Raw genomic sequence first — 11126 nt, 5'->3', positions numbered from 1 at the left:
GGACGCCCGTCCGCAGCACGGGGTCCACGGCGGGCTGCTGGCGAGCCGCCCCGAGGTGGTGGCGCACGCCCCCGACGGCGGCACCGCGCACGGGGCCAAGGCGGGAGCTCCGGGCCAGGGCGGGACGGGGCGTTCGCCGGGGCGCTGCGCGCGCGGCCGGCCTGACCCGTCGCCCCGTGAAGTGCCACCGGCCCGGCCCCTCGGGGAGGGACCGGGCCGGTGGGCGACCCGTCAGCGGCGGGGAGGTCCCGCCGGCCGGGTCAGCTGTCGACGGCCATCCGATGTCCGTCCAACGGCCCCGGTCCACCGCAGCCACGGCCGCCGGTTCCGGTCACGGGCGAGGGGTCCCCGGCGCAGGGGGCTCCGGGCCCCCCCCCCCCCCCGGGCGGGCGGCGGGTGGCGGGCGCGGGGCGGGGGGGTGGGGGGGGGGGGGGGGGGGGGGTGGGGGGGGGGGGGGGGGGGGGGGGGGGGGGGGGGGGCGGGGGGGGGGGGGGGGGGGGGGGGGGGGCGCTGCCGGCGTCGTGCGCTACGTGCTCGTCGCGCGGGCCAGTTCCCGGGGCGTCGAGGGGCCCGAGGCCCCCTGGACGACCGCCCAGTCGCGGGCGCACGTTCCGCAAGTCGTCACCGAGCCGGCGTGCGACTCCGCGTGGACGCGCAGGAGGACCCCTGCTGGCGACCGCGGCCACGTCGACCCGGTACTGCCGCTCCCGGAAGTACCGCTCTCCCCCGTAGATGGTCTGCTCCTCCATCTCGGCGAGCTCCTGCCGCAGCTGCCCCGGGCGACGGCGTCGCGCACCGCGTCACCCAGTCCGTCGGCCTCGCCCCGGGTCGCCGCCCAGCTCAGGTGACCGCTGTCGACGAGCAGCTTCCACACCTGGGCCGACTCCGCGTCGAGGACCTGCACCGCCCGGGGCACGTCTCGTCGTTGCGCATCCGGCAGTCGTGGCACAGCAGCTCGCGCGCCCGCTCGACCTCGGCCGCGGCGGCCAGCACCGTCTCCACGACCCCGATGAGGGGCTCCCCGCCGAGCACCACCTCGCGCTCGCACAGCAGGTCGACGATCTGCTGGTGCTCGGCGGCCCCGTCGATCGCCTCCTGCACAGCCGCGGCGACGTCGTATTGCTCCTCGAGCACCTCGTCACCGAACAGCACCTCGCGAGCCCGCTGGGCCTCGGCAGCGTCCGCCGCCATCTCCCGCACCGCCTCGGCCGGCGTCTCCGCACCGCCCAAGTAGCCCTGCCGCAACAGCGCGTCGGTGACCTCGTCGAGCTGCTGGAGGACGCCGGGGCGCAGGGGGCCTTCTCGGTGTCGGGCACGTCGATCTCCTCCGCGACGGTGAGGCGGGCCCGTCGCCCGCTCCACCGCCTCGGGACCGTCCGGCCGCTCTGCTGTTGGTCCATCCCAGTCACAGGACCCACGTCAGGAGCGTCCTGGCGTTGCTCGGCGACCCGCTCGACCTCGTCGCTGAACAACGACAGCTGTCCGAACACTGTTGACCCGCGCACGTGAAGCACCGTTCGTGCAGGCCGATCAGTGTCAGTGGTCTCGTGTGGACGCGGGTGAGATCCGGGCTCTGCGAGGTATGCGTGCAGGAGCGGCTGGATGTCCGCCGACGGCGGCGGCCAGGACGCCGGGCCGCACTGCTGCTCAGGACGCTCGTAGCTGGAGTCGCCGGGTGCAGCCGGTTGGGACGCGGGCACGGGATGGAGCGGTGAGGACCGGAGCGAGGCCGCCCACGTCAGGCGGTTGTCGCCCGTTTCACGTCGAAGGCCATGAGCACGGTCTCGACGACCGAGTCGACGTACTCGGGAGTGATGGGATCTCGGGTGATCAGCAGCCGGGTCCAGATGGGGCCGATCAGCAGGTCGATCATCAGGTCCTGGTCGACGGAGGGGGCCAGCTCGCCGCGAGCGATGGCCAGCGCCAGGGCCCTCCGGTAGGCCTGTCGGCGGGTGTGGATGACGGTGTAGACGAGATCGGTGATCTCGGGGTGGTGCCCGGCCTCGCGGATGAGCCGGGCGACGAACTGCCCTCGGCCGCGCACGAAGGTCTCGGCCGCGCCGTGCAGCAGCGCGAGCAGGTCGCCTCGCAGGGTGCCGGAGTCGGGGACGTCGACGCTCTGCAGAGCCAGCCGCTCCACTCCAGCGGCGGCGACCGCGGCCTTCGACGGCCATCGGCGCAGGATCGTGGTCTTGGCGACGCCGCTGCGGGCGGCGAGCTCGTCGAGCGTCAGGCCGGTGTAGCCGTGCGAGCCGAGCAGCGTGAGGAGCTGCTCGAGGATGCGGTCGTCGAGGGCTCGGTCCCGTGGCCGGCCGCGGCCCGCCGATGTCTCTGGAGCGACACCCACGTTCCTCGCAACCTCCCGTTCTGGAACAGGCGCCCGAAGTTTACGCGGGGCCAGCAGGAGCTCAGAAATCGCGACCGCACATTCCGCTACTGGTGGTTGCGCCCGCGCGCGGCGTGGGTCTAGCGTCCTCTCACCGGCGCAGCCGCTCGATCTCGGACCTCGTGTTCCCGGGGTTGCGCCGTCTCCGAGCGCACAGGTCTCGTCCGCCGGTTCAGCGTCCCGACGGCCGCCATTCCTGCCGCCCAGCGATGGGCGAGCATTCGGCGCCGCACACCCGGTCGGCCGGCTGGGGACGGCCTCTCACACCCCTCACCTGATCCGGTGGGGCATCCGCTGACCCATCCCCGTACCGGACTGACGGTCGACCTGTCGATTGCTCAGCGTCGGGCTCGACCTGCCTCCTGCTTCTTCCTGCCCTCGATGAGACGAGGCCACTCGGATGACTACTGCGAGCGTGAACAACGGAGTGCGCCGGACGACCGGCTCGCTCTTCCTCGGCGGCGCCCTGGCGTTCGCCGCGGCGGCGACGGCGCTGTCGTCGACCTTCGAGTGGCCGGACATCCTGCGGGAACCGGCCCACGTGGTGCTGCCGGCGTTCGTCGCCGGGGGCACGAGCCTGGTGTGGACCTGGTTCGCCACCGCCTGGACCTACGCGATCCTGCTCGTCCCGATCCTGCTGCTGCCCGCCGTACTGGGGCGGCGCAGCGACCCGGTGCTGCGGGCGGCCACCTTCATCGGCGCCACCTCGGTGGTCCTCGCGTTGATCGGGTTCCTGCGCTGGGTGTTCGTCGTCCCGCCGCTGGCCGACTCCTACGTCACCGGCGACGCCACCACCCGGGCCGCGGTGGACGCGGCCTGGACCGCCCAGCACCAGTTCGGCGGCGCCCTGCTCGGTGAGCACCTCGGCCAGCTGCTCGCCGTCGGCTGGTCGGTCACCCTCAGCGTGATCATCCTGCGCACCCGGGTGCTGCCCCGCTGGCTCGGCCTCACCGGGCTGATCGTCAGCGCGCTGTACCTCAGCAACCAGGGCGACATCCTGGCCACCGCCGTGCCCGACTTCCCGGTCTGGGACCTCGGGGGCCTGATCGGCAGCACGACGTGGGGCCTGTGGGTCGCCGCCCTGGGCGTGATGGTTCTGCTGCGGCCCGCCGGCGCCGCGCTCGACAGCGAGCCGACCGGCGGCTCTGCGGATGTCCCGTCCCCGCGACCGCCGGCCGCGACCGGCGTCAGGAGCTGAGCACCATGACCGCTCACGCCGGACCGCACGCGTCCCGCCTTCGCAGGTGGCTCATCTGGACCGCGGGGTTCCTCGCCTTCCCGATCGCGGGACTGGCCGGGACCGCCGTCGCCGGCCGGGTGGACAGTCCACTGGCTGCGCTGCTCGGTGGCGCCGTGGCCGGCCTGGTCCTCGGCCTCGGGCAGACACTGGTGAGCCTGGGGCGGCTCGACATCCGCCGGTGGGTGCCGGCCACCGGGCTCGGCATGGGCCTGGGCCTGCTCCTGGGCGCCGTCACGGTCGGCTACGGCACCTCGCTGGCCGACCTGGCGCTGATGGGCGCCCTCACCGGCCTGCTCCTCGGGCCCGCACAGGCCCTGGCACTGCCCCGGAGGACCCGACTGCGCTGGCTGTGGGCCGCCGCAGTGCCTGCCTTGTGGGCGCTGGGCTGGACCGCCACCACCCTCGGCGGGATCGCCGTCGAGGAGCAGTTCACCGTCTTCGGCGCCTACGGCGCGGTGACCTTCTCCGCTCTGTCCGGGCTGCTCCTGCTAGTGCTCCTGCCCGACGGTGGCCCAGCCGGCTCCCCTGCGGCGGCCGCACCGGCGCCGGCACCGAGCCAGGCACGGGCATGACCGCAGCCCCGCGGCACGTCATCTTCGGCACCGGCGCGATCGGGCTGGCTGTCCTCGACGCGCTGCGCCGCCGCGGCGAGTCGGCCCGGCTGGTGAACCGCTCCGGTGCCGCCCGTGTCCCCGGCGACGTCGAGGTCGTCGGCGGGGACGCCCGGGACCCGGCCTTCACCAGCGAGGTGGCTCGGGGAGCCGGCGTTGTCTACCAGACGCTCAACCCGCCCTACCCGGAGTGGACCGCCCAGTTCCCGCGGCTGCAGACCGGCGTGCTGATCGCCGCTGCCGCCGTCGGGGCCCGGCTGGTGAGCATGGAGAACGTCTACACGTACGGCCGCCCCGCCGGCCGGGTGCTGACCGAGGACCTGCCCGACGGTGCGCACACCATCAAGGGGCGGCTGCGCGGCCGGATGGCTCGCGAACTGCTCGTCGCCCATGACGCCGGCCGCGTCGAGGTGGCCATCGGCCGGGCCTCGGACTACTTCGGCCCGCGCGGCGGCGCCCAGTCCAACCTCGGCGACCGCGTCTTCCCCGCCGCGCTGGCCGGAAAGACCGCCTCGGTGTTCGGCGACCCCGATCAGCCGCACACCTACACCTACATCCCCGACATCGGCGAAGGCCTGGCCGTCCTCGGCGAGCACCCCGACGCCCCCGGGCAGGTGTGGCACCTGCCGAACGACCCCGACACCCGCACCACCCGCCAGCTGGTCGACATCGTCTACCGGCAGGCCGGCCACCCGGCCGGCAGGCTGCGCGCGATGCCGCCGCGGCTGCTGTGCGCACTCGGCCTGGTCAACCCCACCCTGCGGGAGTTGGTCGAGATGCAGTACCAGTTCGCCGAGCCGTTCGTCGTCGACAGCAGCACGACCGCCGACAAGCTCGGCGTCCAGGCCACCCCGCTCGAGCAGGCGGTGGCCGACACCCTGCGGAGCTACCGCCATGGCTGACGAGGAGATCATCTGGCCCGTGGGCACAAGCGCCCAGGACCCTGCCCTCGCAGACAGGCCGTACCTCTTCGCCCCCAGGGGCTTCCTGGTCGCCGTCCTCACCGACGCCGGCGAAGCCCAGCGCGCGGCGGCCGCCCTGCAGACGGTCGGGTTCACCGACAGGGAGCTGCGGATCTTCGCCCCCGACCAGATCCTCGAGGACTACGCGCGCTACACCGCCCAGAAGAGCGTGCCGCGCCGCGTCGTCACCGCGCTCACCGACGACCGGGAGACCCTCGACCTCTACCACGGGCACGCCCGGGACGGCCGCTACGCCCTGTGGGTGCACGTCGCCGACGACGACGAGGCCGGCCGTGCGATCCGCGGCCTGTCCGGATCTGCCGCCTTGCACATCCGGCACTACGGCCACCACCGGCAGAGCGACTTCCACCTCCAGCGACCCACCACCCGAGCGCCACGAGCAGAACGGGGGTTCCGATGAAGACCACCCAGCCGGACACGCTGCGGGTGCCACCGGTCGCCGCCGGCGCGCACACCATGAACTCGATCGTGCAGGACCGGTACGGCCCGGCACCGGAGGACGTTCTCCAGCTCGCCGAGATCGGGCAGCCCTCGATCGCCGACGATGAGGTCCTGGTGCGGGTGCACGCGGCCAGCGTGGACCGGGGCACCTGGCACATCATGGCCGGGCTGCCCTACCCCATCCGGCTCGCCGGCTTCGGCCTGCGCCGGCCCAGGTACCCCAACCCGGGTCGCGCCCTCGCCGGCACGGTCGAGGCCGTCGGGGCCGCCGTGACCGGCTTCGCGCCGGGCGAGGCGGTGTTCGGCGTCGGCGACGCGACCTTCGCCGAGTACGCCCGCGCCCGACCGGACAAGCTCGCCACCAAGCCGGCCAACGTCACCTTCGAGCAGGCGGCCGCGGTGCCCGTCTCCGGGCTCACCGCGCTGCAGGCCGTCCGCGACCACGGACGGGTACAGGCCGACCAACGCGTGCTGATCCTCGGCGCCTCCGGCGGCGTCGGCAGCTTCGCCGTGCAGATCGCCAAGTCGTTCGGGGCCGAGGTCACCGGCGTGGCCAGCACGGCGAAGGCCGACGCGGTCCGGGCGCTGGGCACCGACCACGTTCTCGACTACACCCGGGAGGACCCAGCCGACGGCCGGCAGCGCTACGACGTCGTCCTCGACATCGGCGGCAACCGCCGGCTGTCCCGGCTGCGCCGCGCCCTCACCGCGCGGGGACGGCTGGTCATCGTCGGCGGCGAGACCGACGGACGCTGGCTCGGCGGCAGCGACCGCCAGATCCGGGCCACCCTGCTGTCCCCGTTCATCGGCCAGCAGCTCGGCACGTTCGTCGCGTCGGAGAACGCCACGGACCTCGGCGCGCTGCGCGACCTCATCGAAGCCGGCGCGATCACCCCCGCCGTCGACCGGACCCACCCGCTCGCCGAGACCGCTGCGGCCATCCGTCACCTCCTCGACGAGCAGGCCCGCGGCAAGCTCGTCGTCTCCCTCACCCCGACCACCCACACTCCGGACGCAGGGAGCACGCCATGACCGAGCACCGCACCCCCTACCCCGTCCGCGTCGACGCGGCGCTGGACCCCTCGCTCTCCCGCGGGTTGTGGCTGGTCAAGTGGCTGCTGCTGATCCCGCACATCGTCGTGCTGTTCTTCCTGTGGGTGGCGTTCGCCGTCGTCACGGTGATCGCGTTCTTCGCGATCCTGTTCACCGGCCGCTACCCGAGGTCGTTGTTCGACTTCAACGTCGGGGTCATGCGCTGGTCCTGGCGGGTGCACCACTACGGCTACTGGGCGCTGGGCACCGACCGCTATCCGCCGTTCACCCTCGCCGAGGTGCCGGACCACCCCGCGCACCTGCAGGTCGCCTACCCCGAACGGCTGTCCCGGGGTCTGATCTTCGTGAAGTGGTTGCTGGCCATCCCGCACTTCCTGGTCCTGGCGATCTTCGTCGGCGGAGGACTGTGGCTGGGCACACGCCTCGGGGCCACCGACGGCGCCTGGGACAACGGCTCCAACGCCGGCTGGAGCCTGGTCGGGTTGCTCGTGCTGATCGCCGCGATCGTGCTGCTGTTCACCGGCCGCTACCCCCAGCCGCTCTACGACTTCGTCCTCGGCATGGACCGGTGGGCACTGCGGGTCGGGGCCTACGCCGCGCTGATGACCGACCGCTACCCGCCGTTCCGGCTCGACACCGGCGGCACCGACCCCGGCTCGGTCCCCGCCCCACCGATCGGACCGCCGCCACCGCGGACGCCGGCCACCGCGCCGCGACCGGTGGTGCCGGCCGCTGAGCCACCGGCCGCCGCCACACCGCTGACCTCCGCGTAGCGCGTCGTCCACCGCGCCGGACGTCGGTTCGGCGCGGTGGCCCGGGCGAAGCCGACACCCCACCCGCCGTCGCGCACCCACGGCCGGCACCACGCAGACGCCCGGTCGCCGCGCACTCGCCTCTCGAGCACAGGAGCCCCCGATGTACGCACCACGCCAGCATCAGCACCCGGAGCGCGATTCGATGATCACCCCCTCCGTGCTCATCCGGGCGGCCGGGGTAGCGGCGATCGCCGCCGGCGCGTTGTTCGTCGGGGTCCAGATCGGTCATCCCCCGCTGGACCTCGACTTCATCACCACGACCGAGGCGGCGGTCCGCAACACCGTGAAGGTGCTGATGGCCGCGCTGGCGCTGGCCGGGATCACCGGCATGTACCTCAGCCAGGTCCGCCGGAACGGAGTCCTCGGGCTCGTCGGCTACCTGATCCTGGCAGCGGGCTACCTGCTCATCGTGAGCTCCACCTACAGCTTGGCGTACGTCCTGCCGCCGGTCGCCGACACCGCTCCGTCCTACGTCACGGATGTCCTCCACACGTTCAGCGGCCGAACGACCGCGGGCGACGTCGGCGTCCTGGGCACGCTGTTCCAGATCCAGAGCGCCTTCTACCTGGCGGGCGGTCTCGTCTTCGGTGTCGCCCTGTACCGGGCACGCGTCCTCACCCGCTGGGCGAGCGCACTGCTGGCGGTCGGCGGTCTGGTCAGCATCGCCGTCGCCGTGCTGCCGGACGCCTTCTACCGGCTGATCGCCCTCCCGAACGGAATCGCGCTCATCGGCCTCGGGTTCTCGCTCTGGCGATCCCAGCGGCAGGACGGCGACCCGACGGTGTCCGCCGTCGAGGATCCTCCCGAGCGCACCGCGGTTCGATGATCCTCTGGCGCTCGACGTGGCGCGTGCCGATCGCCCTGGCGGCCCTCGGCGCCATCCCGGTGATCGCCGGCGTCGTGCGCCTCGTCGAGCTGTCCGGCGGGACGACGGCGATGGCGTCCGACGCCCGGTACGACGCGACGCCGCTGCCGGTCGTGCTGCACATCGTCTGCGCCGCCGTGTTCGCGATCGTCGGCGCCCTCCAGTTCGCGCCGCCCCTGCGCCGGACCGGCTGGCACCGCCGAGCCGGGCGGGTGCTGGTCCTCGCCGGGCTGGGGGTGGCGCTGTCGGCGCTGTGGCTGAACCAGCACTTCCCGCGCGCGGGTGCCACCCGGGAGGTGCTGTACCCGCTCCGGACGGCGTTCGGCGTGGCGCTGGTGGCCACCATCGTCCTCGGGTTCCTCGCGGCCCGTCGTCGCGACTTCACCCATCACCGGGCGTGGATGATCCGCAGCTACGCCATCGGTCTCGTCGCCGGCACCCAGGTCTTCACGCTGGGCATCGGTGGTGCGGTCTTCGGCACCGGTGAGCTGACCACCGCCCTCCTGCTGGCCGCGGCATGGGGGATCAACCTGGCGGTCGCTGAGCGAGCGATCCGCAGACGGCCCCGCCGTCGCACGCCCGTGACGTCCACCCGGGTGGTGGTGCCATGACCGACTCGGATGGCCCCCAACACGTCACCCCTACCTCCCGGGACAGCGCGTGTGGACCCCCGGCCCGCCGGACGGCGCTGGTGCGGTGCAGGCGCTGGGCAGCCCTGGAGCCGCCGAGCGCCCCTCGCGACCGCCGGATGTTTGTTCCTCGCCCTCGCACACCCACCCTCGGCGCCGTCGCATCGAGTCCCTCGCGCAACGCAAGCCCGGCAGTCGCCGACGCTCCGTGGACGGTCCGTGGAGCAGGCAGCGACGCTGGACGCCACGGTGTACGCCAGCGTCTCGCTGGTGCTCCGGCGCCGGCAGGTGCAGACCCCGGTGGACACCGACGACCGGCCGCGGTGGGCCGACCAGCTGCACTACGAGCTCGGGCGGGGGCCGCGCCGGACGTGGTCTGGGCGCAGGAGACCTTCTCCATCGAGGATTTGACCATCGAGCCGCGCTACGGAGCCTGGGGACGGCGGGTCGTCGCCGAGACCGGCATCCGCAGCGGCCTGTCGATGCAGCTGTTCACCGACCCCGGGGGACGTTCTCAGCCTGGGCGCGCTGGACCTGTACTCGCCGCAGCCGCGGGCCCTCGACGTCGACACCTCGGGCCGAGGCCGAGGCGTTCGCCGCCCACGCCGCCATCGCGCCGGACAGCGCGCAGACCGAGGCGCACCTGGGCAGCGGGCTGGTGACCCGCACCGTCATCGGCCAGGCGGGGAGCATCCTGGTGGAGCGCCTGGAGATCACCGCGGACCAGGCGTTCGAGGTGCTCAGCAGGACATCGCAGGACGGCAACGTCACGCTCCGCGACGTGGCCCGGCACCTGGGCGAGACCAGCGAGGTCCCGGTACCCGAGCCACGGAGCCCGGTCGTGTGGCGGCCCGGCCGGGCCGGGACCGCTGGCGCACGACCGGCGCACCGGCGACTGGGTCGAGCTGACAGAGCTCCGGTGGTGGCGCCCGTCCTCACCCGCGGTGCGATCGCGATCACGGGGACAGGTGGTCGATGCAGGCCCAGACGGTCTTGCGGTGCCCGTCGGTCGTCCAGCCGTGCGCGTCGCACAGCCGGGCGACCAGGTGCAGTCCGAGGCCGCCCCTCGCGGGATCGCGGCCGACGGCGGGACTGGGCGGCCGGTCGGCCGCGGCGTCGCTGACCTCGAGCAACCAGCAGGTGTCGTTGCTCGTCACGGTGACCTCGACCGGGCCGCGGCCGTGCCGCACCGCGTTGGACGCCAACTCCTCGTAGGCCAGCAGCAGTCGCTCGACCGCGCCCTCGCCGGTGACGGGCGGGTGGGCGCCGTCGTGCAGCGCAGCGGCCAGCCGTCGCCGGCCGGCGGTCAGCTCGGCCGGGCCGGCCGGTACCCAGGGGGCGACAACGTGAGCGCTCCCCGTTTCCGGCTGCGGCCGTTGCCCCCACGTCGACGGGCTCGTGCCGGTGCCGTCGGATCCCCCGATCGCCGGCCCGGCGCGCGGACGCCATCCGTCCGCGCGGGCCCCGTCCTCGCCGACGCCGCCGGTGCTCACCGGCGGAGACCGCGTAGGGCGGGTGACCGGGCGCCGTACTGCTCACCGGTCGAGTCCATGATCTGCCTCGATCCCTCGGGGATCGGCATGGACCGCTGGATGTGCCTCGCGACAGCCCACAGGGGTGACGTCACCGGCAGCGCGCGAGCGCAGGCCGGGACGAGAACCGGCGGACGACCGCCTCGGCCACCGTGGCCAGCCGCAACCATCAACGCCCACGCGCTGAGGGAACAGGACCGACCCTGTGGTCGCTCGGGTACCCCGTCCGGTCCCGGGCACACGCGACCACACGGTCATGCCGCGACCGGGCGGACCGCCGGTCCGCCGGGCCCGCGACGGTCGGGCTACGAGGTCTCCGCCGATCCCTCCATCCGCGGGGCCGTCGGGAGCCGGCCGTCCAGCAGCAACTGCCGGTACGGGGCCAGGCTCGGATGACCGAGGTCCCAGAGGTTCTCGTTGAGGACCTGGGCGAGTGCGTTGTGTTCGAAGGCGGGCCAGGCGGTGGTGCCGGCGAGGTACTGCAACCTCCTTCGCATCCGTCAGACGTCACCGGCCCGGCCCCAGAGGAACCGGGCCGGTGACGACCTGAGTGGTCAGACATGACCTACTG

13 protein-coding genes and 1 pseudogene are annotated in these 11126 nt (G+C 73.8%); 10 read left to right on the top strand and 4 right to left on the bottom strand.

The features are described 5' to 3' along the window. Nucleotides 1-840: 840 nt before the first annotated feature. On the bottom strand, nt 841-1191 hold the full coding sequence (locus ACI780_RS17960; protein ID WP_457004660.1) for a hypothetical protein: 351 nt from the start codon (nt 1189-1191) through the stop codon (nt 841-843). Between the two features lie 547 nt (nt 1192-1738). After that, the gene (locus ACI780_RS17955) at nt 1739-2347 is read right to left on the bottom strand and encodes a TetR/AcrR family transcriptional regulator (RefSeq protein ID WP_457004658.1); all 609 of its coding nucleotides are present in this window, start codon (nt 2345-2347) and stop codon (nt 1739-1741) included. 439 nt (nt 2348-2786) lie between these two features. On the opposite strand from ACI780_RS17955, the gene ACI780_RS17950 reads away from it, so the two are divergent. The 10 genes and pseudogenes from ACI780_RS17950 to ACI780_RS17905 all read left to right on the top strand — a co-directional run. Then, nucleotides 2787-3584: a DUF4386 domain-containing protein gene (locus ACI780_RS17950; RefSeq protein WP_457004656.1), complete on the top strand. Its 798-nt coding sequence runs from the start codon at nt 2787-2789 to the stop codon at nt 3582-3584. 5 nt (nt 3585-3589) lie between these two features. Then, nucleotides 3590-4198: a hypothetical protein gene (locus ACI780_RS17945; RefSeq protein WP_457004654.1), complete on the top strand. Its 609-nt coding sequence runs from the start codon at nt 3590-3592 to the stop codon at nt 4196-4198. Continuing rightward, entirely contained in the window at nt 4195-5139 is a 945-nt protein-coding gene (locus ACI780_RS17940) for an NAD-dependent epimerase/dehydratase family protein (RefSeq protein ID WP_457004652.1), read from the top strand. The genes ACI780_RS17945 and ACI780_RS17940 overlap by 4 nt, the downstream gene beginning before the upstream one ends. Further along, complete coding sequence (locus ACI780_RS17935) at nt 5132-5620, top strand: hypothetical protein (protein WP_457004650.1); 489 nt, start codon at nt 5132-5134, stop codon at nt 5618-5620. The genes ACI780_RS17940 and ACI780_RS17935 overlap by 8 nt, the downstream gene beginning before the upstream one ends. Next, entirely contained in the window at nt 5617-6693 is a 1077-nt protein-coding gene (locus ACI780_RS17930) for an NAD(P)-dependent alcohol dehydrogenase (RefSeq protein ID WP_457004648.1), read from the top strand. The genes ACI780_RS17935 and ACI780_RS17930 overlap by 4 nt, the downstream gene beginning before the upstream one ends. Next, nucleotides 6690-7487: a DUF4389 domain-containing protein gene (locus tag ACI780_RS17925; protein ID WP_457004646.1), complete on the top strand. Its 798-nt coding sequence runs from the start codon at nt 6690-6692 to the stop codon at nt 7485-7487. Before ACI780_RS17930 ends, ACI780_RS17925 begins: the two co-directional genes overlap by 4 nt. A gap of 142 nt (nt 7488-7629) precedes the next feature. After that, nucleotides 7630-8355: a hypothetical protein gene (locus ACI780_RS17920; RefSeq protein ID WP_457004644.1), complete on the top strand. Its 726-nt coding sequence runs from the start codon at nt 7630-7632 to the stop codon at nt 8353-8355. Then, nucleotides 8352-9005: a DUF2306 domain-containing protein gene (locus tag ACI780_RS17915; protein WP_457004642.1), complete on the top strand. Its 654-nt coding sequence runs from the start codon at nt 8352-8354 to the stop codon at nt 9003-9005. The genes ACI780_RS17920 and ACI780_RS17915 overlap by 4 nt, the downstream gene beginning before the upstream one ends. A gap of 237 nt (nt 9006-9242) precedes the next feature. Next, nucleotides 9243-9434 carry a hypothetical protein gene (locus ACI780_RS17910; protein ID WP_457004640.1) on the top strand — a complete coding sequence of 64 codons (192 nt, stop codon included), beginning with the start codon at nt 9243-9245 and terminating at the stop codon, nt 9432-9434. A 247-nt stretch (nt 9435-9681) separates the two neighbouring features. Further along, nucleotides 9682-9807: pseudogene (locus ACI780_RS17905) on the top strand (ANTAR domain-containing protein); the annotation flags it as partial. A gap of 172 nt (nt 9808-9979) precedes the next feature. Here the strand turns inward: ACI780_RS17905 and ACI780_RS17900 are convergent. Beyond that, nucleotides 9980-10516 carry an ATP-binding protein gene (locus ACI780_RS17900; protein WP_457004638.1) on the bottom strand — a complete coding sequence of 179 codons (537 nt, stop codon included), beginning with the start codon at nt 10514-10516 and terminating at the stop codon, nt 9980-9982. A 344-nt stretch (nt 10517-10860) separates the two neighbouring features. Next, nucleotides 10861-11052, bottom strand: coding sequence for a hypothetical protein (locus ACI780_RS17895; RefSeq protein WP_457004636.1), 192 nt, complete (start codon nt 11050-11052; stop codon nt 10861-10863). Between the last annotated feature and the right edge of the window lie 74 nt (nt 11053-11126).

It is taken from the genome of Geodermatophilus sp. SYSU D00814, from assembly GCF_054050055.1.
This window is presented reverse-complemented; position numbering and strand designations above follow the sequence as displayed.

Coding starts and splice junctions, on each gene's coding strand:
- ACI780_RS17960 (WP_457004660.1), bottom strand. CDS start 1,191: ATGGCGGCGGACGCTGCCGAGGCCCAGCGGGCTCGCGAGGTGCTGTTC.
- ACI780_RS17950 (WP_457004656.1), top strand. CDS start 2,787: ATGACTACTGCGAGCGTGAACAACGGAGTGCGCCGGACGACCGGCTCG.
- ACI780_RS17945 (WP_457004654.1), top strand. CDS start 3,590: ATGACCGCTCACGCCGGACCGCACGCGTCCCGCCTTCGCAGGTGGCTC.
- ACI780_RS17940 (WP_457004652.1), top strand. CDS start 4,195: ATGACCGCAGCCCCGCGGCACGTCATCTTCGGCACCGGCGCGATCGGG.
- ACI780_RS17935 (WP_457004650.1), top strand. CDS start 5,132: ATGGCTGACGAGGAGATCATCTGGCCCGTGGGCACAAGCGCCCAGGAC.
- ACI780_RS17930 (WP_457004648.1), top strand. CDS start 5,617: ATGAAGACCACCCAGCCGGACACGCTGCGGGTGCCACCGGTCGCCGCC.
- ACI780_RS17925 (WP_457004646.1), top strand. CDS start 6,690: ATGACCGAGCACCGCACCCCCTACCCCGTCCGCGTCGACGCGGCGCTG.
- ACI780_RS17920 (WP_457004644.1), top strand. CDS start 7,630: ATGTACGCACCACGCCAGCATCAGCACCCGGAGCGCGATTCGATGATC.
- ACI780_RS17915 (WP_457004642.1), top strand. CDS start 8,352: ATGATCCTCTGGCGCTCGACGTGGCGCGTGCCGATCGCCCTGGCGGCC.
- ACI780_RS17895 (WP_457004636.1), bottom strand. CDS start 11,052: ATGCGAAGGAGGTTGCAGTACCTCGCCGGCACCACCGCCTGGCCCGCC.